Source organism: Streptomyces sp. NPDC032472, from assembly GCF_040636955.1.
GTDB lineage: Bacteria > Actinomycetota > Actinomycetes > Streptomycetales > Streptomycetaceae > Streptomyces.
Window position 1 is genome coordinate 55,183 of record NZ_JBEZVK010000005.1, and the last position, 21,629, is coordinate 76,811.

General features: G+C 74.4%; 19 protein-coding genes and 2 pseudogenes. 12 read left to right on the plus strand and 9 right to left on the minus strand.

The annotated features are described in order from the left end of the window. Window positions 1-20: 20 nt before the first annotated feature. Together AB0F11_RS04520 and AB0F11_RS04525 are read right to left on the minus strand one after the other, a co-directional pair. The gene (locus AB0F11_RS04520; protein WP_362168329.1) at window positions 21-758 is read right to left on the minus strand and encodes a class I SAM-dependent methyltransferase; all 738 of its coding nucleotides are present in this window, start codon (window positions 756-758) and stop codon (window positions 21-23) included. 211 nt (window positions 759-969) lie between these two features. Further along, window positions 970-1,209, minus strand: a pseudogene (locus tag AB0F11_RS04525) (LysR family transcriptional regulator); the annotation flags it as partial. Window positions 1,210-1,226: 17 nt separating this feature from the next. On the opposite strand from AB0F11_RS04525, the pseudogene AB0F11_RS04530 reads away from it, so the two are divergent. The 3 genes and pseudogenes from AB0F11_RS04530 to AB0F11_RS04540 form a co-directional block, all read left to right on the plus strand. Beyond that, window positions 1,227-1,760: pseudogene (locus AB0F11_RS04530) on the plus strand (MFS transporter); the annotation flags it as partial. Then, the gene (locus AB0F11_RS04535; protein WP_362168332.1) at window positions 1,729-4,008 is read left to right on the plus strand and encodes a SpoIIE family protein phosphatase; all 2,280 of its coding nucleotides are present in this window, start codon (window positions 1,729-1,731) and stop codon (window positions 4,006-4,008) included. The pseudogene AB0F11_RS04530 and the gene AB0F11_RS04535, both read left to right, overlap by 32 nt. Before the next feature lie 367 nt (window positions 4,009-4,375). Beyond that, on the plus strand, window positions 4,376-5,872 hold the full coding sequence (locus AB0F11_RS04540; protein ID WP_362168333.1) for an APC family permease: 1,497 nt from the start codon (window positions 4,376-4,378) through the stop codon (window positions 5,870-5,872). A 70-nt stretch (window positions 5,873-5,942) separates the two neighbouring features. Here the strand turns inward: AB0F11_RS04540 and AB0F11_RS04545 are convergent, their stop codons facing one another. Together AB0F11_RS04545 and AB0F11_RS04550 are read right to left on the minus strand one after the other, a co-directional pair. Further along, window positions 5,943-7,754: a glycoside hydrolase family 15 protein gene (locus AB0F11_RS04545; protein ID WP_362168335.1), complete on the minus strand. Its 1,812-nt coding sequence runs from the start codon at window positions 7,752-7,754 to the stop codon at window positions 5,943-5,945. Window positions 7,755-7,802: 48 nt separating this feature from the next. Further along, window positions 7,803-8,360 (minus strand): DoxX family protein, encoded by a 558-nt coding sequence (locus AB0F11_RS04550; RefSeq protein WP_362168338.1) that lies wholly within the window; start codon window positions 8,358-8,360, stop codon window positions 7,803-7,805. 110 nt (window positions 8,361-8,470) lie between these two features. Here AB0F11_RS04550 and AB0F11_RS04555 point away from each other — a divergent pair, with 110 nt between their 5' ends. From AB0F11_RS04555 to AB0F11_RS04565, 3 genes are all read left to right on the plus strand, one after another. Beyond that, on the plus strand, window positions 8,471-8,932 hold the full coding sequence (locus AB0F11_RS04555; protein ID WP_362168340.1) for a MarR family transcriptional regulator: 462 nt from the start codon (window positions 8,471-8,473) through the stop codon (window positions 8,930-8,932). A gap of 37 nt (window positions 8,933-8,969) precedes the next feature. Continuing rightward, window positions 8,970-9,287: a DUF1232 domain-containing protein gene (locus AB0F11_RS04560; RefSeq protein ID WP_362168343.1), complete on the plus strand. Its 318-nt coding sequence runs from the start codon at window positions 8,970-8,972 to the stop codon at window positions 9,285-9,287. Between the two features lie 102 nt (window positions 9,288-9,389). Next, window positions 9,390-10,664: an SUKH-4 family immunity protein gene (locus tag AB0F11_RS04565; RefSeq protein WP_362168346.1), complete on the plus strand. Its 1,275-nt coding sequence runs from the start codon at window positions 9,390-9,392 to the stop codon at window positions 10,662-10,664. 20 nt (window positions 10,665-10,684) lie between these two features. Here the strand turns inward: AB0F11_RS04565 and AB0F11_RS04570 are convergent, their stop codons facing one another. Beyond that, a complete protein-coding gene (locus tag AB0F11_RS04570; RefSeq protein WP_362168348.1) occupies window positions 10,685-11,329 on the minus strand; it encodes an alpha-ketoglutarate-dependent dioxygenase AlkB in 645 nt (214 codons plus the stop codon). A 196-nt stretch (window positions 11,330-11,525) separates the two neighbouring features. On the opposite strand from AB0F11_RS04570, the gene dhaK reads away from it, so the two are divergent. The 3 genes from dhaK to AB0F11_RS04585 all read left to right on the plus strand — a co-directional run bounded on the left by dhaK (window position 11,526) and on the right by AB0F11_RS04585 (window position 13,617). Next, the gene (gene dhaK, locus AB0F11_RS04575) at window positions 11,526-12,530 is read left to right on the plus strand and encodes a dihydroxyacetone kinase subunit DhaK (RefSeq protein WP_362168351.1); all 1,005 of its coding nucleotides are present in this window, start codon (window positions 11,526-11,528) and stop codon (window positions 12,528-12,530) included. 89 nt (window positions 12,531-12,619) lie between these two features. Beyond that, entirely contained in the window at window positions 12,620-13,216 is a 597-nt protein-coding gene (gene dhaL / locus AB0F11_RS04580) for a dihydroxyacetone kinase subunit DhaL (RefSeq protein WP_362168354.1), read from the plus strand. Further along, window positions 13,213-13,617: a PTS fructose transporter subunit IIA gene (locus AB0F11_RS04585; protein WP_362168357.1), complete on the plus strand. Its 405-nt coding sequence runs from the start codon at window positions 13,213-13,215 to the stop codon at window positions 13,615-13,617. Before dhaL ends, AB0F11_RS04585 begins: the two co-directional genes overlap by 4 nt. 90 nt (window positions 13,618-13,707) lie before the next feature. On the opposite strand, the gene AB0F11_RS04590 is transcribed toward AB0F11_RS04585, so the two are convergent. Together AB0F11_RS04590 and AB0F11_RS04595 are read right to left on the minus strand one after the other, a co-directional pair. Next, window positions 13,708-14,274 (minus strand): DinB family protein, encoded by a 567-nt coding sequence (locus AB0F11_RS04590; RefSeq protein ID WP_362168360.1) that lies wholly within the window; start codon window positions 14,272-14,274, stop codon window positions 13,708-13,710. 88 nt (window positions 14,275-14,362) lie between these two features. Continuing rightward, window positions 14,363-14,800 (minus strand): RNA-binding S4 domain-containing protein, encoded by a 438-nt coding sequence (locus AB0F11_RS04595; protein WP_362168363.1) that lies wholly within the window; start codon window positions 14,798-14,800, stop codon window positions 14,363-14,365. Between the two features lie 135 nt (window positions 14,801-14,935). On the opposite strand from AB0F11_RS04595, the gene AB0F11_RS04600 reads away from it, so the two are divergent. From AB0F11_RS04600 to AB0F11_RS04610, 3 genes are all read left to right on the plus strand, one after another. Then, entirely contained in the window at window positions 14,936-15,331 is a 396-nt protein-coding gene (locus AB0F11_RS04600) for a helix-turn-helix transcriptional regulator (protein ID WP_362168365.1), read from the plus strand. 171 nt (window positions 15,332-15,502) lie between these two features. Continuing rightward, window positions 15,503-16,327, plus strand: coding sequence for a molybdate ABC transporter substrate-binding protein (modA, locus tag AB0F11_RS04605; protein ID WP_362168367.1), 825 nt, complete (start codon window positions 15,503-15,505; stop codon window positions 16,325-16,327). A 123-nt stretch (window positions 16,328-16,450) separates the two neighbouring features. Beyond that, window positions 16,451-18,403 carry an ABC transporter permease gene (locus AB0F11_RS04610; protein ID WP_362168370.1) on the plus strand — a complete coding sequence of 651 codons (1,953 nt, stop codon included), beginning with the start codon at window positions 16,451-16,453 and terminating at the stop codon, window positions 18,401-18,403. Here the strand turns inward: AB0F11_RS04610 and AB0F11_RS04615 are convergent. Beyond that, window positions 18,384-18,902: an FBP domain-containing protein gene (locus AB0F11_RS04615; RefSeq protein ID WP_362168372.1), complete on the minus strand. Its 519-nt coding sequence runs from the start codon at window positions 18,900-18,902 to the stop codon at window positions 18,384-18,386. The two genes, AB0F11_RS04610 and AB0F11_RS04615, sit on opposite strands and share 20 nt — an antisense overlap. A gap of 275 nt (window positions 18,903-19,177) precedes the next feature. Continuing rightward, window positions 19,178-21,247, minus strand: coding sequence for a SpoIIE family protein phosphatase (locus tag AB0F11_RS04620; protein WP_362168375.1), 2,070 nt, complete (start codon window positions 21,245-21,247; stop codon window positions 19,178-19,180). Window positions 21,248-21,629: the final 382 nt, after the last annotated feature.

A 21,629-nucleotide genomic window follows, 5' to 3' on the forward strand; every position in this document is an offset into this window, starting at 1 on the left:
GGCCGCGGGACCGGGGCGGGTCAGGCCGTGCACGTCATGAGCGAGCTGACGGGACAGGCCCGGTAGGCGGTCCAGTAGGCCTCGTCGCGTGCCTCGTCGGCGGGCGGGGTGCGGCTGGGCTGCCAGCCGATGGTGCTGAAGCCCGCCTCCACGGCGGCCTCGGCGAAGTCGGCGTGCGCCCATTCGCGGAACTCGAAGTCGACCGAGGGCTCGGTGAGGAACTGCGCCTTGAGCAGCGGTACGTCGCCTTCCGGGACGCGGTCGACGATCCGGACGCCGTACGGCGACCAGTCGACGTGCGGGAAGGCGCCGGGGTTGGGGACGATGGCCAGCAGGCGGCCGCCGTCGCGCAGGTTGGCGCGGACGGAGCGGAACATGGCGTGCAGGGCGGTCCGGTCGGGCGCGTAGTTGAACAGGTAGACGGCGGTGGCCAGGTCGAACGGGGCCATGCGGGGCAGTTCGGCCGCGTCGGCGACCACGTACTGGATGCGGCCGTGGTGCTCGCCGCCGGCTTCGGCGCGGGCCAGGCGGATCATCTTCTCGGAGATGTCCACGCCGACGGCGCGCCGGGCTCCGCCGCGGGCGAGCAGCCGGGTGTTGTGGCCGTGTCCGCAGGCCAGGTCGAGGGTGTCGAGTCCGCGTACCCCGCCGAGGGCTTCCAGCGCCCCGAGCAGGGTGTGGGTGTCGGCGGCCGAGAAGGCGGCCGTGCTCATCGACTCCACGAAGCGTTCGCCGATGGTGTCGTACTGGAACCGCATGCTCTGCCTTCCGTGGCCGGGTGGACGCCTGCGTAAGGTGCCCCGGGGCACGGCCGGGGTCCGCGCGGGCGCGGGTGCGTCCCCCGGACGGGGAGGCGTTCGGGTCAGCGCGTACGGCGTCCGGGGTGTTCGGCGGGACCGGGCGGCCCGGGGCATACGGGCTCCCCGGGCGTACGGGTTCCTCGTGATCCGCGGTGGCCCGCCGCTCCGGGAGGAGTTCGCGGACGCAGGCGCGCAGCCAGGCGTGGGCCGGGTCGGCGTCGTGGCGCGGGTGCCAGGCCATGCCGAAGGGCAGCGTGGGCAGGTCGAACGGGAGCTCGAAGGTCTCCAGTCCGAGCGCGGCGGCGAGTGACGCGGCCTGGGTGTGGACGAGGCCGACGAGGTCGCTGTCGCGCAGGACGAACTGGGAGGCGGGGAAGGAGCCGACGCTGCCGACGACCCGCCGGGACAGGCAGGGACTTCTCCCCCGCAGGCACCGGCCTGGCGATCGTCCCGCTGACGGTGGGCATGGCGCTGGTGCCGCGGCTGGGTGCCCGCCTGCAGGACCGGTTCGGGCCTCGGCTGCCGGTGGGGGCCGGGCTGGGGCTGCTCGGCGCCGGGCTGCTGCTGGTGTCGACGGCCGACGCGGGGACCCTGTACCCGGTGTACGCCTGCCACCTGCTGCTGCTGTCCGTCGGAACGGGCCTGTGCGCGCCGTCCTTGACGATGACCGTGGTGGCGGAGCTCCCCGCACACCAGGCCGGGCTCGGCTCGGGGCTGAACACGGCGGCCCGCGAGATCGGGGCCGCGCTGGGCGTGGCGGTGGTCGGAACGGTGCTGGCCTCGCGGTTCCACGGGGATCCGCACGATCCGGGGCAGGTGGCCGCGTTCACCGGTGCGATGGACTTCGCGCTGCGCGTGGTGGCCGGGGTGCTGCTGCTGGCTGCGGTCGCGGTGGTGGCGGGCTACCGGGACAAGGCCCGGCGCTGGGATGCAGCGCCGGGTGGGGCGGGGGCATGCTGACTGTGTGACGGCGAGACCGGAGCGCGGCCCTGCCGGCGATGCCACGGCCCGGGTGCTCGTACGGGCGACGGTGGATGCGGTGCAGGCCCTGGGCGGGTTCGCGGGCGGGGTCTACCTGCGCTCGGGCACGGAGGGGCTGCTGCTGATGGCGGTGGTGACCGGTCTGCCGGCGCGGCTGTTCCGCCCGTGGTGGCGGATGCACGTGAACCGCCCGTACCCGGTCGCGGAGGCGTACCGCAGCGGGCAGTCGGTGCACCTGCCGGACGCGGAGTCGGCGATGCGGCGGTTCCCGCAGCTGATGGCGGGGCTGCCGTTCCCGTTCGGGTCGCTGTACGAGCCGGTGTCCGCCGGGCCGGAGCGGTTCGGGGTGCTGTGGGTGATGCGGCCCGCGACGCCGGGGACCGCGGTGGGTGCCGCGGACCGGGGGCGGCTGCGGGCGGCCGCGGAGGGGCTGGCCGGGGAGCTGGGGGCGCTGGTCGCGGCCGGGGACCCGGTGGTGTGGAGCGGCGATCCGGTGCCGGTGGCTCCGGCGGGGCGGGCGCAGGGGGCGCGCGAGGCGGTGGAGCGGCTGCCGCAGGCGGTGCTGTCGGTGGACCGCGCGGGCAGGATCCGCTACGTGAACGGGGCGGCGGCCCGGCTGGGCCTGGGCGGGCCGGACCTGCGGGGCCGGGTGCTGTGGGAGGCGCTGCCGTGGCTGGGGCAGCCGGCGTACGAGGACCACTTGCGCGCGGTGTTCATCGCGGGGGACCCGGTGGTCTTCCCGGTGCGGCGGGGCCGCCCGCCGCACGCGGAGTGGGTGGCGGTGGAGCTGTATCCCGGTCCGGACGGGGTGACGGTGCTGATCGGTGCGGGCGACCGGCCGGCGTACGGGCCCGATGCCGCGGGCCGGCCTGGGGCGGGCGCGGGCTCGGTGACGGGCCCGGGCGCACCGGGCGCACTGGGCGCACCGGGCGCACCGGGCGCACCGGGGGTCCAGGGGTCGCCGAGGGCGCGGGTTTCGCCGACGGGCCTGGATTCTCCGGCGGACCGGGCGTCGGCGCTGTACCGGCCGGTGGCGCTGGCGATCGCGCTGACGGAGGCGGTCACGGCCCGGCAGGTGTCGGCGGTGGTCACGCAGGAGCTGCTGCCGGCGTTCGGCGGCCGCCAGCTGGCGATCTACCTGCTCAACGAGCGGCACCTGCACCTGGCGTGGGAGACGGGGTTCCCGCAGGGGTTCCTGAACCGGTTCGACGGGGTGGGGCTGGACGCGCGGCTGCCGGGTGTGGAGACGCTGACCACGGGCCGGCCGATCTTCTTCGAGTCGATGGAGCACCTGGCGGCCGCGTATCCGGGGATCCCGCTGGACGCGCACGTCGGGGCGCGGGCGTTCCTGCCGCTGATCGCGTCGGGCCGGCCGGTGGGCTCGTGCATCCTCGGCTTCGACACGCCGCGCGGGTTCTCCCCGGAGGAGCGCACGGTGCTGACGGCGCTGGCCGGGCTGATCGCGCAGGCCCTGGAGCGGGCCCAGCGCTACGACTCGGAGGCGGCGCTGGCGCGCGGGCTGCAGTCGGCGTTGCTGCCGCACCGGCTGCCGGTGCGCGAGCACGTGGAGACGGTGGGGCGGTACCTGCCGGGCACGACGGGCCTGGACGTGGGCGGCGACTGGTACGACGTGGTCGAGACGGGCGCGGGCTGCCTGGCGCTCGTGATCGGGGACGTGCAGGGCCACGGGGTGGCGGCCGCGGCGACGATGGGCCAGCTGCGCAGCGCCGTACGGGCCTTCGCGCTGAGCGGGAACGCCCCGGAGCAGGTGGTGTCGGGGACGAACCGGCTGCTGATCGATCTGGATCCGGGGCAGTTCGCCAGTTGCTGCTACGTGGTGCTCGACCCGGTGTCGGGCGCTGCGCAGGCGGTGCGGGCGGGGCATCCGCAGCCGCTGCTGCGCCATCCGGACGGGCGGGCGGAGGTGCTGGACCTGCCGGGCGGGGTGGTCCTCGGGGTGGACGCGGAGGCGGTGTACCCGGTGACGCGGCTGCAGCTGGCGCCGGGCGCGGTGCTGGCGCTGTACACGGACGGGCTGGTGGAGGTGCCGGGCCTGGACATCGACCTCGGCGTGGAGCGGCTGCGCGCGGCGCTGGCGGCGGCCCGGCCGTCGCCGCTGGCGGAGACGGCCGACCGGCTGGTCCGCGAGGTGGGCGGGAGCGCGGACCGGCCGGACGACATGGCGCTGCTGCTGGCGTCCCGTCCGACGGCGCCGGGGCGGCGGTGACCGGCCGGGTGGCGTCTGCGGCAGGCGTCCGGCGGTGACCTTCTCCGCCCGGCGGTGATCGTCTTCGTCCGCTGCGGTGTCGCGGCGGCCACGCATCGGCAAAGCGGAAGAAAATTTGCACGCGCCGCGCTGCGGTTCCCGTACGGGGAGACTGTGCAGCATTTACGCGGTCTTAACGTCGGCGAAGGGCCCCGGACACCACCCGGAACGATGGAATCCGCAGGAGGTGAACTCTTGACCTGCGGAATCCCTCAGGGATTCCATGTCGGCCCGGGAGCCTCCGAACATCTCTGCTCACCACCGCCCCGGAGGCGATACCGCTCCCGTCTCTCAGTTCACCGCATCTGCCGATCGGAACCCCGTACCGATGACTGAAACGATCAGCGCCCCGCAGGCCCTCGCGCCGGCCACCGGCCCCACCCCCCAGAAGCTCAAGCGTTCCATCGGCGTCGTCGGCGGGACCCTGCTGACGCTCTCGTGCGTGACGCCCGCGTCCACCCTGTTCGTGGTCGTGCCCGACCTGTTCGCGGACCTGGGTACGTGGACCGCCCTCACGATCGCCATCGGCTCGCTGCTCTGCATCGGTGTGGCGTTCTGCTACTCGGAGCTCGGCACGCTGATCCCCAGCGCCGGCGGCGAGTACGCGATGGTCTCGACGCTGGCGGGCCGGCTCGCCGGCTGGCTGGTGTTCGTACTCTCCCTGCTCGTGGTGATGATCGTGCCGCCCGTGATCGCCATGGGCACGGCCGACTACCTCGCGCCGATCGTCCACATACCGGCTCCGGTCGCGGGCGGCGGCGTGATGCTGCTGGCCACCCTGGCCGGCCTGCTGGACCTGCGGGCCAACGCCTGGATCACCGGCATCTTCCTGGTGCTGGAGGTCGTCGCCGCCGCTCTGGTCGCCGTCCTCGGCTTCGCGCACGGCGAGCGGGGCGCGGACGCGCTGGTGCACGGCGTCGCCGCGGGCGAGAGCGGTGCGTCCTCGCCCGTGACCGCGATGATGGTCGTCTCCGGCCTCGCGATCGCCCTGTTCATCACCCAGGGCTTCTCCACCGCCGTGTACCTGTCGGAGGAGCTGGAGAACCCGCGCCGCAACGTGGCCCGCACGGTCCTGGCCACGCTCGCCATCTCCACCGCCGTCATCCTGGTCCCGGTGATCGCCATCACCGTGGGCGCCCCGGACCTGGGCGCGCTGGCCGAGGGCGACCTCAGCGGGATGGTGACCGCCTGGTCGAACTCGGCCGTGGGCACCTTCGTCAGCCTGTGCGTCGCGCTGGCCATCATCAACGCCGGCATCGTCATGGTGATCCAGAACTCGCGCGTGCTGTTCGCCTCCGCCCGCGACAAGGCCTGGCCCGAGCCGGTCAACAACGCGCTGGCCAAGCTGGGCCGGTTCGGCTCGCCGTGGGTGGCCACCCTGGTGGTCGGCGTCCCGGGTGCGGCGCTGTGCTTCGTCAACCTCGACACGCTGTACGGCGTCACCGGCGTCTCGGTGACGGGCATGTACCTGCTCGTCGCGGTGGCCGCGCTGTTCGCCCGGCGCGGGGCGCACCGCCAGGTGGCCGCGTGGCGGATGCCGCTGTGGCCGGCCGTGCCGATCGCGCTGATCGCCGTCCTCGCGTACATCCTGACGCAGCAGGAGACCCAGTACCTGCTGTGGACCGGCGGGATCACCGCCGTGGCGACGCTCTACTGGGCGCTGTACCTGCGGCCGCGGCAGGACTCCCGCTGGCTGGTCAGCGTGCCCGAGGACGAGGCTGACGAGGCCGTCGAAGCGGCCAAGACCGCCGGGGCTCCGGCCGAGGTCGGCGCCGGAACGGCAGCCGTCCCCGGGATCGCCGTCGGCGAGGGCGCCCCGGCGTAGCAGGACCTTCGGGAACAACCGGTCGGCGGGGCCGGCCGTCGGCGGGAGCGCCGGCGGCCGGCCCCGCCGTTCAGCGTGCGGCGGCGGTCGCCGGGCCGCTGCCCAGGCCGAGGGTGAGTGCGGTGTTCACCAGGCCGACGTGGCTGAACGCCTGGGGGAAGTTGCCCAGTTGGCGGCGGGTGGCCGGGTCGTACTCCTCGGAGAGGAGCCCGACGTCGTTGCTCACCTCCAGCAGCCGTTCGAACAGCTCCCGGGCCTCCTTCTCGCGGCCGGTCATGTGCAGGGCGTCGGCGAGCCAGAAGGAGCAGGCCAGGAAGGCGCCCTCGGATCCGGGCAGCCCGTCCACCGAGGCGCCTTCGGTGCTGTAGCGGCGCACCAGGCCGCTGCTGCCGAGCTCGGCGCGGACGGCGTCGACCGTGCCGACCACGCGGGGGTCGTGGGGCGGCAGGAAGCCGACCCTGGGGATGAGCAGGGTGGCCGCGTCCAGCTCCTGTGAGCCGTAGGCCTGGGTGAAGGTGTTGCGCACGGGGTCGTAGCCGTTCTCGCACACGTCGCGGTGGACGGCCTCCCGCATGGACCGCCAGCGCTCGACGTCGCCGTGCTCGGAGGGGTCGGCCTCCAGGGTGCGCACGGCCCGGTCGGCGGCCACCCAGGCCATCACCTTGGAGTGCACGAAGTGCCGGCGCGGTCCGCGGACCTCCCACAGGCCCTCGTCGGGCCGGCGCCAGTTGTGCTCCAGGAAGTCCAGCAGGGCGAGCTGGATCCGCCAGCTGTGCCGCTCGGCGGGCAGGCCTGCCGTCCTGGCCAGGTGCAGTGAGTCGAGCACCTCGCCGTACACGTCGAGCTGGAGCTGGTTCACGGCGGCGTTGCCGATCCGGACGGGCGCGGAGTAGGCGTAGCCGCTCAGCCACGGCAGTTCGGCCTCGGGGATCCGCCGCTCGCCGCCGATCCCGTACATGATCTGCAGGTCGGCGGGGTCCCCGGCGACGGCGCGCAGCAGCCATTCGCGCCAGGCGCGGGCCTCGTCGAGGAAGCCGGTCGCGAGGAGGGAGCCGAGGGTGAGGGTGGAGTCGCGCAGCCAGCAGTAGCGGTAGTCCCAGTTGCGGATGCCGCCGATCTCCTCGGGCAGGGAGGTGGTGGCGGCCGCGGCGATGCCGCCGGTGGGTGCGTACGTCAGGGCCTTGAGGGTGATCAGGGAGCGGGTGACCGCCTCCTTGTAGGGGCCCTCGTAGCGGCACTGGGCGGCCCAGTCGCGCCAGTCGGCGAGGCTCTGCTCCAGGGCCGTGTACGGGTCCACGGGCTCGGGGCGCGGTTCGTGCGAGGGGTGCCAGGTGAGGACGAAGGCGACGCGCTCGCCGGCGGCGACGGTGAACTCGGAGCGGGTGCTGTTCTCCTCGCCCCAGGTGCGCACGGGCGGTTCGCTGCGGAACCAGGCGGAGTCGGGTCCGGCGACGGCGACGCGGTGGCCGTCGCAGCGGCGGACCCAGGGCACGACGTGCCCGTAGTCGAAGCGCAGCCGCAGGGTGCTGCGGACGGTGACCTCGCCGGACAGGCCCTCGACGATGCGCATGACGTCGGGGGCCTTGTCGCGTTGCGGCATGAAGTCGACGACCTTGATCGAGCCGCCGTCCGGGGTGTCCCAGTAGGTCTCCAGGACGAGGGTGCCGTCCACGTAGGCGCGCCGGGTGCAGGGCTCGCCGTCGGCGGCTGCGGCGGGGGCGATGCGCCAGTGGCCGTTCTCCCGGTCGCCGAGGAGGGCGGCGAAACAGGCCGCCGAGTCGAAGCGCGGCAGGCACAGCCAGTCGATGGACCCGTCGCGGCCGACGAGCCCGCTGGTCATCAGGTCGCCGATGATTGCGTAGTCTTCGATGGGTTGTGTCATTTGTGCGCCTTTCCCGCGGACACGCGGGCCCAATCAGCGCACGCGGCGCTAGTTGCGGGCGAGGAGCGTGACGGCCGCGAGGACGACGCCGAGGGCGACGGCCAGGGCGCCGTGGGCGAGGCGGTGGGCGCGCAGCACGGGCAGCAGGCGGTCGACGGCGTAGCGGCCGGGACCGGTGAGGGCGAGGGCGGCGGCGCCCGCGGTCAGGAGGATCTCGTACTCGATGCCCTTCGGGGCGAAGAACGACCCGGTGCCGTGGACGGCGATCGCGTTGATCATGGTGCCGACGACGGCGGCGCCGGCGAGCGGGGTGAGCAGGCCGACGGCGAGGCCGAGGCCGCCGAGGATCTCGGTCAGGCCGGCGACGACGGCCATGGACTCGCCCGCCGGGTAGCCGCTGGCGGTGAAGAACTGGCCGGTGCCGCTGATCCCGCCGCCGCCGAACCAGCCGAAGAGCTTCTGCGAGCCGTGGGCGGCCATGGTCAGGCCGAGGACGAGGCGCAGCAGCAGGAGGCCGGTGTCGTGGCCGGGGGTGGAGAGGGCGAGGGGGGCGGCGACCCGGGTGGCGGCCTGCGGCTTCGTCGCGGTGGCGGAGGGGCTGGTCATGGGGGATTCCTTCCGGTCGGGCGGCGGGGGCGGGAGTAGTTCAAATTCGAACCCGCCGGACCTGACAGTACCGATTGATTCAAATTCGAACAACCCGGTACCCTGGGCGCATGGCTGAAACGAGATGGCTCGACGATCGCGAGATGCACGCCTGGCGCGGCTTCCTGGCCGCGTCGGCCCTGGTGAACCGCCGTCTCGACCAACAGCTCAAGGACGAGGCCGGGCTCTCGCACCCCCAGTACGAGATCCTCGTACGGCTCTCGGCGGCCCCGGACCACGAACTGCGGATGACCGAGCTGGCCAACGGGCTGATCAACTCCAAGAGCGGTCTGACCTACCAGGTCACCCAGCTGGAGAAGGCGGGCCTCGTCCGCCGCCGCAGCTGCCCCTCCGATGTGCGCGGCGTCTTCGCGGTGCTCACCGAGGCCGGGCGCGCCCGCCTGGACGAGGCGGCCCCCGGGCACGTGGCGGCCGTACGGGAGGCGCTCATCGACGTCCTCACGCCCGAGCAGCTCGACGCGATCGCCGAGGGGCTGGGCGAGGTCAGCCGGCGGCTCCGCGCGCAGGGCTGACGGCGGACGGCGGACGGCGGACGGGTATAGGAGACGCATGGACACAACGGTCTGGCTGGTGCTCGCCGCGGTCGTCGCCCTCGGGCTGGCGGTCACGGCCGCGGTGCTGCTGGTACGGGTGGTCAGGGCGCGGCGCCTGCTGGTCGACGCGGGGGTTCCGCTGCGGGACAAGGCGCTGTTCTGGCTGGCCGTGGTCTACACGGTCTCGCCGGTGGACCTGCTCCCGGACCCGGTGTACCTGGACGACATCGGCATCCTGCTGCTGGCCCTGCGGGCGCTCCGGGCGGCGGCATCGGCAGTATCCGCGGCACCGGCGGGCACCGCCTCGTCAGCAGCGCGGACCGCGAGCGGGTGATCCCGGCCCGGTGACCGCAGGCCGGCCAACCGGGCCCGGTGGCCGCGTGGTTGGCCGACGGCCCCGGGCCGGGATGTCGGAGGCGGGTGGCACCATGTCCGCATGCCTCGCAACGATCTTGACACCTTCTTCTCCTCCCCCGCCGCCGTCCTGGAGGCCGGCCCCGCCGAGCTGGCGGAGCTGCTCGAACTGCCGGACACCGGCGGCGGTGTGGGCCGCGAGGTCTTCGCCCAGGCCGGTGCGGTGCTCGCGGGGGCGGAGGTGCCCCGGGCGGAGTTCGCCTCGTGGCTGCATTTCGCCGCGAAGGTGCTGGGGCACGACGCCTATGCCGATGCCGTGGCGGCCGCCGAGCCGGCCATGCCGTGGCGGACGGTCTGGGCCTGGTGGCGGCCCGTCGGCGCCTACCGGGCCGACCCGAACCTGAGCGGGGAGGCCGCCACCGAGCTCTACGACACGGCGGACGGCCGGGTCCTCCTCAAGGTGTGGTCGCTGTGGACCGAGGAGCGGTGGTTCGACGCGGCCACCGGTGAGCCGGCGCCGAAGCCGGCGGAGGGCGAGGCCACCGCGCGCGAGGAGGACTACGACCCGGACGGCCCGTGCCTCTTCGACCCGGACGGCGAGGACGGGCTGCACACCCCCGAGACCTGGGAGTGGCTCCCTCCGCTCGGTGACGACCGGTTCCTGCTGGTCGAGGCCCGCGGAATCGCCGTGGTCGAACGCGGCACCCCGGCGCCCGCGGCGGGCGCATCAGACGCATCAGACGCATCAGGCACAGCGGAGCGTGCCTCCTGGGGTACGGGGGAGCCGTGGTTCGCCGGCCCCACGCCCAACGGGACGCCGCTGGACGCCGACCGCTTGGAGGCGGTCTTCGGCGCGGAGTGGGTGGTGCGCGTACCGCCGGAGCAGCAGCCCGGGGTCCTCACCCACCGGCCGACCCGGGAGCTGATCGCCACGGCGGGCCTGCCCACGCACTGGGCGGCCGGGGTGGTCTCGTTCGAGCTGGCCTGGACCGCCTCGGGGCCGAAGGACCCGCAGCCCGATGCCGACGGGCTGCTGCACCTGGGGACGTTCGCGTGGGGGGACGACGGCGGGCCGGTGCTGGTCCACCCGGAGACGGGCGCGGTGTCGATGGTCCGGGACGGCGACGGGCCGTTCCCCCTCGCCCGGGACACCGAGACGTTCGTCCGGCTGCTGGAGGCCGTGCGCCGGTTCATGGGGGCGTGCTGGGACCCGTGGCCGGGCGAGTTGGGCCACACCACCTTCCTGCGCGAGGCGGCGGAGCTGGAGCCGCTCTCGGTGGACGGCGACGAGCCGGGCGGCCAGGCGTGGGAGCACCTGTTCGCCGGCATCACGGAGCTGAGCGTCTGGGGGTACTGACACGCCTGGTCGGAGGTGCTTCAGCGGACGCCCCGCGGACGGAACTGGATGCTGATGCGGGGGCCGACGGCGCGGGTGGACTTCGGCACCGCGTGCTCCATGGTGCGCTGGCAGGAGCCGCCCATCACGACGAGATCGCCGTGGCCCAAGGGCAGGCGCAACAGGGTCGGGCCGCCGCCGCGGGGGCGCAGGACGAGGTCGCGGGGGTCGCCGACGGAGACGATCGCGACCATGGTGTCCTCGGTGGCGGAGCGGCCGATGCGGTCGCCGTGCCAGGCGACACTGTCGCGGCCGTCGCGGTAGAGGCACAGCCCGGCGGTGGTGAAGGGCTCCCCCAGCTCGGCGGCGTAGTGCCGGGTCAGGGTCTCGCGGGCGTCGGTGAGCGCGGGGTGCGGCAGGGGTTCGCCCTCGCCGTAGAAGCAGAGCAGGCGCGGTACGTCCACCTCGCGCTCGTACATCTGCCGGCGTTCGGCCCGCCAGGGCACCTCGGCGGCGAGGTGCTCGAAGAGCGCGTCGGCCCCGGTGAGCCAGCCGGGCAGCCGGTCCACCCAGGCCCCGGCGCCGAGCTCGGTGCGCCGCAGGCCGGTGAGCGGGCCGAGGCGGATCTCCTCACCCTGGTCGAAGAGGGAGCCCTGGAGACCGTGGAGACTCTGGGTCGCGCGCATGGGTCCACCCTAACGCTCCGCTCGAACATTCGCTCGAACGTCGGCGGGCGCGAGGCACCCGGAACAGGGGCCCGGGAGCGGCACAGGCGGTGTCACCTTCCGTGCCGGTTACGTGACGCTGCGCGGCCCGCCGCATAGGCTCGCTCCGGTCGCCGACGGGCCTACGCACCCGCCGCCCTCACCCCGGGAGATGCACATGAGGATGCTGATCAACAGTGCCGACACCGTCGTCGCCGACGCCCTGCGCGGAATGGCGGCCGCACACCCCGAGCTGGAGGTCGACGCCGACAAGCGGGTCGTCGTACGGCGCGACGCGCGCGAGGGCGGCCGCGTCGGCCTCGTCTCCGGCGGCGGTTCCGGCCACGAGCCGCTGCACGCCGGCTTCGTCGGGCTCGGCATGCTCTCCGCCGCGTGCCCCGGCGAGGTGTTCACGTCCCCCGTGCCCGACCAGATGCTGCGGGCCGCGAAGGCCGTGGACAGCGGGCAGGGCGTCCTGTTCGTCGTCAAGAACTACACGGGCGACGTGCTGAACTTCGAGATGGCCGCCGAGCTCGCCGAGGACGACGGCGTACGCATCGAGCAGGTGCTGGTGAACGACGACGTCGCCGTCACCGACAGCCTGTACACGGCGGGACGCCGCGGCACCGGCGCCACCCTGTTCGTCGAGAAGATCGCCGGGGCGGCCGCCGAGGAGGGCGCCCCGCTGGAGCGGGTCGCGGCGCTCGCCCGGCGCGTCAACGAGTCCTCGCGCAGCTTCGGCGTGGCGCTGAGCGCGTGCACGACCCCGGCGAAGGGCAGCCCGACCTTCGATCTCCCCGACGGCGAGCTGGAGTTGGGGATCGGCATCCACGGCGAGCCGGGCCGCGAGCGGCGGCCGATGATGCCGGCGCGGGAGATCGCGGAGACCGCGGTGGCCGCCGTGATGGAGGAGGTGGCGAAGGTGGGGCCCGCCGAGGACCCGGTGCTCGTCCTCGTCAACGGCATGGGCGCGACCCCGCTGCTGGAGCTGTACGGGTTCCACGCGGAGGTGGCCGCGGCCCTGGCCGCGCGGGGCGTGCAGGTGGCGCGGTCGCTGGTCGGAAACTACGTCACCTCGCTGGACATGGCGGGCTGTTCGGTGACGGTGTGCCGTGCGGACGAGGAACTGGTGCGGCTGTGGGACGCGCCGGTGCGGACCGCCGCGCTGCGGTGGGGATGCTGAGCGCGGGGCCGGCCGTAGGGTGTGCGCAGACGGGACCGGACGGGGCGGTACTGGGGCGGGACCTGACGGGGCGAGGCGAGGAGACCGAGGTGCGTGACGCAGACTTCTTCCGGCGCTGGATGGCCGCGGCGGCGGCCGCCGTGGCCCGCGAAGCCGACCGGCTGACCGAGCTGGACTCCCCGATCGGGGACGCCGACCACGGCAGTAACCTCCTGCGCGGCTTCACCGCGGTGCAGGCCGCCCTGGAGGGCGAACCGCCCGGCACGCCGGGAGCGGTGCTCCAGCTGGCGGGACGGACGCTGATCTCCACGGTCGGCGGGGCGTCCGGCCCGCTGTACGGGACGCTGCTGCGGCGCACCGGCAAGGAGCTCGGGGAGGCCGCCGAGGTCTCCGACGACGCGCTGCGCCAGGCCCTGTCCGCGGGCGTGGCCGCGGTGGCCCAGCTCGGCGGGGCGGCGCCGGGCGACAAGACGATGCTGGACGCGCTGGTGCCGGGGCTGGCGGCGCTGTCCACCTCGTACCGGGCGGCGGCCGATGCGGCGCAGGAGGGCGCGGTGGCGACGGTGCCGATGCTGGCCCGCAAGGGCCGCGCCAGCTATCTCGGGGAACGCAGCATCGGGCACCAGGATCCGGGGGCGACCTCGTCCGCGCTGCTCCTGGAGGCGCTCGCGGAGGTGGCGGGATGACCGGGCAGGAGGTCGGGATCGTGCTGGTGTCGCACAGCGCGCGGGTGGCGCAGTCCGTGGCGGAGCTCGCGACGGGCCTGGCCGCGGGCGGAGCGGTCGCTCCGGTCGCTGCGGCCGGCGGCACCGAGGACGGCTCGCTGGGGACGAGCGCGGAGCTGATCGCGGCGGCCGTGCGGCAGGTGGACCGGGGAGCGGGCGTCGCGCTGATCGCGGACCTGGGCAGTGCGGTGCTGACGGTGAAGTCGCTGCTGGCCGATGAGGAACTGCCTCCGGGGGCCCGGCTGGTGGACGCCCCGTTCCTGGAGGGAGCGGTGGCGGCGGTGGTGGCGGCCTCGACGGGAGCCGGGCTGGACGCGGTGGCCGCGGCCGCCGAGGAGGCCTACGGCTACCGCAAGACCTGACCCCGGGTCGCGGCCGGTACGCCACCGGCCCCGGCCCGGGCGACCGTTCGGCGGATCAGGGCGAGCCGGAGGGGTGGCGCCCGGAGCCGGTCACTGGCCCACCCTTCCGTCGACGCACTCGCGCAGCAGGTCGGCGTGTCCGCAGTGCCGGGCGTACTCCTCGACCCGGTGCACCATGAGCTCCCGGACGGCTATCCCGTCCTTCCCGACGCGCCGGCCCAGGTCCTCGTGCTCGGCCAGGGCGGCGTCGGTCGCGGCCTGCTCGCGCTCCAGATCGGCGTACGCGGCATCGACCACGGCCTGCTCGGCGGCGGCCCCGTGGAAGTCCGCGTCCTTGGCGCCGTACAGCTTCGGCAGCGGTTCGCCGTCGCCGAGCCAGTTGCGCCAGTCCCGTTCCACCTCGGCGAGGTGACGGAGGAGGCCGAGCAGCGACATCGTCGAGGGCGGGACCGACCGGCGGGCCAACTGCTCCGGGTCAAGGCCCTCGCACTTCATGCGCAGGGTCATGCGGTAGTTCGCGAGGAAGTCCTGCAGGGTCGCGAGCTCGCCGTCCGGGCTGTCCTCGTTGTTGCGGGGGTCAGCGTCGGGGTCGGCCCACATGTCGGTGTAGACCGTTGCCTGCGTCCATCGCTCGGGTTGATCGCTCATGCGCTGCATGGTGAGCCGCGGCGGCCCGGGTCCGCCACCGGATTTTGCCGCCGGGCCGTCGACGGGACGTCGAGACGAGAGACGGGGAGACGGAGGGTCAGCGGCCGCGCAGGGTGTTGAGTTCCCGGCGGTCGCGCTTCGTCGGGCGGCCTGTGCCCCGGTCGCGGATGCCGACGGCCGCGGCCTCGACCGCGGTCGGCGGCGGCGGGCTGTTGTCGACGAAGCACTCGGCGGCCACCGGCGCACCCACCCGCTTCGTCACCGGCCGCTTGACCACCACGATGCGCTCGCGCCCCGCGTGGAACAGCCGCACCTCGTCCCCCGCCTTCACCGACTGGGCCGGCTTCGCACGCTCGCCGTTGACCTTCACGTGGCCCGCCCGGCAGGCGGTCGCCGCGATCGAGCGGGTCTTGGTGAGGCGGACCGACCAGATCCAGGCGTCCACCCGCGCACTTCCCGTCTCGGTGCCGGCGCCCGGACCCGCTGCCGCGCTCGTTCCCGTGCTCGCGCCCTTGCCCGTTGCGTGATCTGCCATGGCACCGACTCTAGCGATCCGGAGGGCCGGCAACGGAACGGGTTTTGGCGGAAGCTCCCAGTCCTATCGCATGTGCCATGTGTATCGCCCCAAGAGAATTGCACATGCGCCATGCGTGCACCTACCTTGTCGCACATGCAGTCCTACACCATCGGGCAGGCGGCGCGTCTGCTGGGCGTCAGCCCGGACACGGCCCGCCGCTGGGCCGATGCCGGCCGGGTCGCGACCCACCGCGACGACGCCGGCCGACGGTTGATCGACGGCCGCGACCTGGCCGCCTTCCCCGTGGAAGTGGGCCAGGGCGCCCACACCGAGGACGACGAGCCGTACACCTCGGCCCGCAACGCCTTCCCGGGCATCGTCACCGCCGTCAAGCTCGGCGACGTGGCCGCCCAGGTCGAGATCCAGGCCGGACCCCCCCGCCTGGTGTCCCTGCTCACCCGCGAGGCCGTCGAGGAGCTCGGCCTCAAGGTCGGCATGCAGGCCACCGCCCGTGTGAAGTCCACCGGCGTGCACATCGACCGCACCTGAGCGGCCCGGCCGGCTCCGCCGATCCGGCCGCTCGCGTCCGGCCGCCGGCCCCGCCCGCCCCCATCCCTGTCCCCGTCCCCGTCCCCGCCCGCTCCGCCGTCACCGGCGCGGGTCGCCGTCCCGCGCAGCCGGCACCGTCCGGCCGCCGACCCGACCGAGGAGCACCTGCTCATGTCCTTCGCCTTCCTCCCCGTGAACCGCCGCACCGCCATGGCCGCCGCCCTGGCCGCCGCCCTGCTCGTGCCCGCGCTGTCCGCCTGCGGCAGCGACGACAAGAAGGCCGACGACACCGGCTCGGGCGCCTCGGCCTCCGCCTCCGCCGAGCCCAAGGCCGCGAACCTCACGGTCCTCGCCGCGTCCTCCCTCACCGACGTCTTCAAGGCGGCCGGCGCCGCGTACGAGAAGGCCCACCCGGGCACGAAGGTCACCTTCTCCTTCGCCGGCTCGCAGGAGCTCGCCGCCCAGGTGAAGCAGGGCGCCCCCGCGGATGCCCTGGTGACCGCCGACACCAAGACGATGGACGGCCTGAAGGCCGAGACGAACGACCCGACGATCATCGCCAAGAACCGCCTGGTCATCGCCACCGGCAAGGGCAACCCGTTCAAGATCGCCGGACTCAAGGACCTCGCCGACACCAAGATCAAGGTGGTGCTCGCCGCGCCCGAGGTCCCCGTCGGCCGCTACAGCAAGCAGATCCTCGACGCCCAGAAGGTCGAGGTGAAGCCGGTCTCCCAGGAGCCCAACGTCCGCGCCGTCCTGAGCAAGGTCGAGCTCGGCGAGGCCGACGCCGGCCTCGTCTACAAGACCGACTCGGCGAAGTCCGCAGACAAGGTCGACACCGTGGAGATCCCGGACGACCAGAACGCCGTGGCCTCCTACCCGGCTGCCACGGTCAAGCAGTCCAAGAACGCCGAGGCCGCCACCGCGTTCGTGGCCTGGCTGAGCAGCCCGGAGGCGCAGAAGATCCTCCAGGACGCGGGCTTCCAGAAGGCCTGACCGGCCCGTCCGCCGGAGAGGTTCGGGAGGGACTGCCTGGTCCGGGGGGACAGGCAGTCCCTCCCGGCATATGTCCCGTCCGCCCGTACGCACCCGCCCCCGTACGCTTCAGCCAGGAAACCCATGAGCAGACACCGCACCCCCAACCGGCCCCCCGTGACCCTGGCGCTGCCCGCGCTGCTCGCCGTCGCGTTCCTGCTGCTGCCGCTCGTCGGCATCCTCACCCGCACCGAGTGGGGCGAGCTCGGCACGCACCTGACCAGCCCGGGCACCGTCGAGGCCCTGCGGCTCTCGCTGCTCGTGTCGGCGTGGGCGCTCGGCCTCTCGCTGCTCCTCGGCGTGCCGCTCGCCTGGCTGCTGGCCCGTGTGGAGTTCAAGGGCAAGGCGTTCGTCCGCTCGCTGGTGCTGCTGCCGATGGTGCTGCCGCCCACGGTCGGCGGTGTGGCGCTGCTGCTGGGCTTCGGCCGGCGCGGGCTCCTCGGGCCCTGGCTGGAGGACGCCTTCGGCATCACCCTGCCCTTCCACACGTCGGGCGCGGTCCTCGCGGCGACCTTCGTCGCCATGCCGTTCCTCGTGATCAGCCTTGAGGGTGCGCTCGGCGGGCTGAAGCCGAGCTACGAGGAGACCGCCGCCTCGCTCGGCGCCTCGCCGGTGCGGGTGTTCTTCACGGTGACCCTGCCCATGGTGGCCCCCGGTCTGGTGGCCGGCGCGGCGCTCACCTGGGCGCGTGCGCTCGGCGAGTTCGGGGCGACCATCACCTTCGCCGGGAACCTGCCCGGCACCACGCAGACCCTGCCCCTGCAGGTCTACCTGCTGCTGCAGGACAAGCCGGAGGCCGCCACCTCGGTGTCCCTGCTGCTCCTCGCGATCGCCATGGCCGTACTGATCGCCCTGCGCGGCCGCTGGACCGGTACCCCGCTCGGCCGCCGGCCGGCCGGGGCCCCGCAGCCCGCGGCCGAGGAGGCCCCGCCCGCCGACGCCCCGGCGGCCGTCGTCGGCGCCGACGACGGCGACGGCGACCGGGACCGCGAGCGGGACGGGCAGTGGCCGCTGCACGCCACGGTCACCGGATTCAACGAGCTCACCCTCGAAGCCGAGCCCGGCACCACCATCGCCGTCGTCGGCGAGAACGGCGCCGGCAAGACCACCCTGCTGCGCGCCCTGCTCGGCCTGACCCCCCGCGCCCGGGCCGAGCTCCGGCTCGGCGACACCGATGTCACGGAGCTGCCCCCGCACCGGCGGCAGGTGGCGTGGGTCCCGCAGGACGGGGCGCTGTTCCCGCACCTGAGCGCCCTCGCCAACACCGCGTACGGGCTCCGCGCCCGCGGGGTGCCGCGGGCCGGCGCCCGGCGCGAGGCGCAGCGGTGGCTGGACCGGCTCGGCGTCGGCCACCTCGCCGGCCGCAGGCCCGGGCAGCTGTCCGGCGGCCAGGCCCAGCGGGTGGCGCTGGCCCGGGCGCTCGCCGCCCGGCCGCGGCTGCTGCTGCTCGACGAGCCGCTGGCCGCGCTCGACCAGGCCACGCGGGCCCGCGTACGGCACACGCTGCGCACGCATCTGGCCGGGTTCGGCGGGGTCTGCCTGATCGTCACGCACGATCCGGTCGAGGCGGTGTCGCTCGCCGACCGTGTGCTCGTACTCGCCGACGGGCGGACCCTCCAGGACGCCCCGCCCGCCGAGGTGACCCGGCATCCGCGGTCCCCGTGGGTGGCCCGGATGCTGGGCCGCAACGCGTGGCCGGGCACCACGTCGGCCGACGGGCTCGTACTGCCGTCCGGGGGCCGGCTGGTGGTGGCCGAGGCTCTGCCCGAGGGGGCCGCGGCGCTCGCGATCATCGGCCCGGAGGCGGTGTCGGTGCACCGCGACCGGCCGGGCGGCAGCCCGCGCAACGTCTGGCCGGGGACCGTACGGGAGATCACCGCGGTCGGCAGTCGGCTGCGCGTGCTGGTGTCCCCGGCCGAGGCGCCCGACCTGGTCGCGGAGATCACCCCCGAGGCCGCCGCCGAGCTGGGCCTGGTCGACGGCTCGAAGGTGTGGACGAGCGTGAAGGCGACCGAGGTCAGTCTCGTCCGACTGTGACCTTGTCGGTGAGGGCGTCGAGGTTGATCAGGGCGCGCTCGATCCGCTCCTGGAGGGTCAGGGTCTCCTCGTACGCGCGGCCGCGCAGCTTCGGCTGCCGCTTGCCGCGCAGGTAGAGCGAGCAGGCGAGGTCGGCGCAGACGTAGAAGCCGACGGTGTTGCCCTCCCGTCCGCGGGGGCCCGCGAGCGGGGCGACGAGCAGGGAGACGCCGGAGGCGGCGTGCGCCGTCAGGCAGATCTGGCAGACGCTGGACTTCAGTGCGCTCGTGCGGTTGGTGCCGGGGACGCGGAGGCTGATGCCGACGGGGGTGCCGTCGGTGTCGGTCCCGGGGCGTACGAGGTGGGCGCGGAGGGGGGCGCCCGGGTCGACCCAGCCGAGGAAGTCGAGGTCTTCCCAGGGGAGTTCGTCGAAGTTCGGCGGCAGCTTCAGCCGGGCCGCCTCGCCCTTGGTGCAGTTCACGAAGGATGAACGGATCTGCTTCTCGGTCAGTGGTTCCATGGGAGGCAACGCTACTGGGCGGTAGCGCCCGAGTTCATCCGATTTTCCCGCTGCGTGAGCCGTTCCCCATCCCGCCCCTTCCCACTGTGCCGGATGTGCGCCTCCGCCGCGTGGCGGGCTCCGCCCGGACCCCGTTCCGGGCGCTTGGCGCCCGGTGCGCTCAAACGCCGCGCGGGCTGGATTCATCCAGCCCCGCCGGCGTTTGAGGCGAGCGGGGCCTGGGGCCGCAACGGCTCCGCGCAGCGGGAGCCCCGCAGGGGCTGCGCCCGACAGGGTCACGGCGGCGGCAGGGCGAACTCGCACCAGACCGACTTGCCCCCGCCCCGCGGTTCCACGCCCCACTCCCGCGCCAGCCGGTCCACCAGCAGCAGACCCCGCCCCGACACCGCCCAGTCACCCGCCTCCCGCCGATGCGGCAGGGCGCTGCTGGAGTCCTCGACCTCGACCCTGATCCGCCCGGCGGCGGTCATCCGGACGTTGACGTGGCCGCCGCCGTCCGTGTGCACCAGCACGTTCGTCATCAGCTCGTCCGCGGCCAGTTCGACCGCGTCGGCCAGTTCCCGCGCCCCCCACGCCGCCACGGCCGCCCGGATCAGGTGGCGGGCCATCGCCGGCCCCTCGGCGTCGCCGGGGGTGAGCCGCAGCCGCAGCGGCCCGCCGCCGCGCGGGCTCGGGGTGCCGCGGCGGCACAGCAGGAGCAGGGCCATGTCGTCCCCGGCGCCCGCGTCGCCGAGCAGGTCGCACAGGGCGTCGGCCAGCTCCTCCACGTCGGCCGGGCCCCTGCTGACGGCGTCCATCAGCTCGCGCATGCCCGCGTCGGGGTCGTCCGCGTACGGCCGTGCGAGCAGCCCGTCCGTACACAGCACCAGCGTGTCCCCGGGGTGCAGTTCGAGACTGGTGACGGGATAACCGGAGCCCGCCCGGCCCCCTGGCGGGGCCTCGCGCGGCGCCAGCCCCAGGGGAAGTCCGCCGGCCACCTGGACGGGATGGGCGGTGCCGTCGCCGCGCCGCACGACCGGGTCGTGGTGCCCGGCGCGGACCAGCCGCAGCATCCCGGTGTTCAGGTCCACCTCGGCGTACGTACAGGTGGCGAGGCGGTCGGTGGCCAGGTCGCGCAGGAAGGCTGAGGCCCGGGCCATCGCCATGTCGGGGGTGTGGCCCTCGGCGGCGTACGCCCGCAGGACGATCCGCAGCTGGCCCATGACCGCGGCCGCGTCGGTGTCGTGGCCTTCCACGTCGCCGACCATGACCCCGATCCGGCCGTCGCCGAGCGGGACCACGTCGTACCAGTCCCCGCCGATCTCCCGCCCCATCCGGGCGGCCCGGTACCGCACGGCGATCCGACTGCCCGGCACCTGCGGGATCCGGCGCGGCAGCATGGCCCGCTGGAGGCCTTCGGCGAGGTCGTGCTCCTGCTCGAAGAGCATGGCCCGCTGCAGGCTCTGGGCGATGCCGCTGCCGAGTGCGACGAGCACGTTGCGTTCCTCGGCGGTGAAGTCGCCGTCGCGCCGGTACAGCAGCCCGAGCGCGCCGATGGCCCGTCCTTGGGCGATCAGCGGCAGGTAGACCCCGCTGCGCACGGACAGCGGCTCGATGTACGGCCACAGCAGCGGGTAGCGGTGCTGGAACTCCTCGCGGGAGGCGATGAAGACCGGCTGGAGGCTGCGCACGGCCTCGCTCATCGGGAACCGGGCGTCGATGCGGGTGTACTCGATCTCCGGGACGTACGAGCCGAGCTGCCCCTCGGCGACGAGGTGGATCCGGGCGCCGTCGACGATGCCGAGCATCACGCTGACCGCGCCGAGGTGGCCGAGGGCCTCGGGGTCCTTCAGCACGTCGGTGACGTCGTTGACGGTGCGGGCGTGGGCCAGGATCGCGGTGGTCCGTTCGACGACGCCGGTCATCCGGCGCCGCCCCTCGGCCCGCTCCCCGCCCGCACCGGGCTCGCCGGGGTCGTGGGCGGCGTCGCGCAGGATCCCGATGACCCGGTACGGGCGGCCGTCGGTGTCGCGCAGGATGTGGCCCTGGATGTGCGTCCAGGCGGGGGACCCGTCGCGCCGGCGGCTGCGGACGTAGACCCCGTAGTGGCTGCGGCCGTCCTTGAGGGCCTGCGCCACTCGGGCGTCGAGGCGGGCCGCCTCGGACGGTCCGATACGGGTGCGCAGCCCGGCGGGGGTGCCGCTGAACTCCTCGGGACGCAGGTCGAGGACCTCGAGGGCGGTGGAGTCCAGGTGCATGCGCCCGCTGTCGAGGTCCCAGTCGAAGGTGCCCATGTGGTTGAGCGCGAGGCTCATGTCCGGCTCCGCAGGCCACCGGACCTCGGGGCTCGCTCGCCTTTCGGCCATGCAGCAAGCGTCTCACCGATCGGTGCGGCGCGCGGGCCGCGCGTCTGCGGCCCGCGCGCGGGATCTCCCGGCTTGCGCGGCCCTGCTGCTGCTAGGGGGCCGGGGCCTTCTTGCAGGTGATGGCACGATCTTCAGCTTCGCGCCGAAGGTCCTCCCGGGAATGAGGGTGCCGGTGACCTCGGCCGAGGTGATCGACACGTCGTCGTCGGCCGCGGCCTGCGGCGCATTCAGCGAGGCGGGCCCGCCACCAGTGGCAGGGCGACCAGCACCCGGCCCCAGCGGGGTCGCCGGCGCGCGGGTAGGTCGTTGGCTGCCGTCTTCGTGCCGCGTTGACCCGTGTCGGGCTTCGTCATCGATCGCTCCTTCGCCAGAGCCTGCCCTG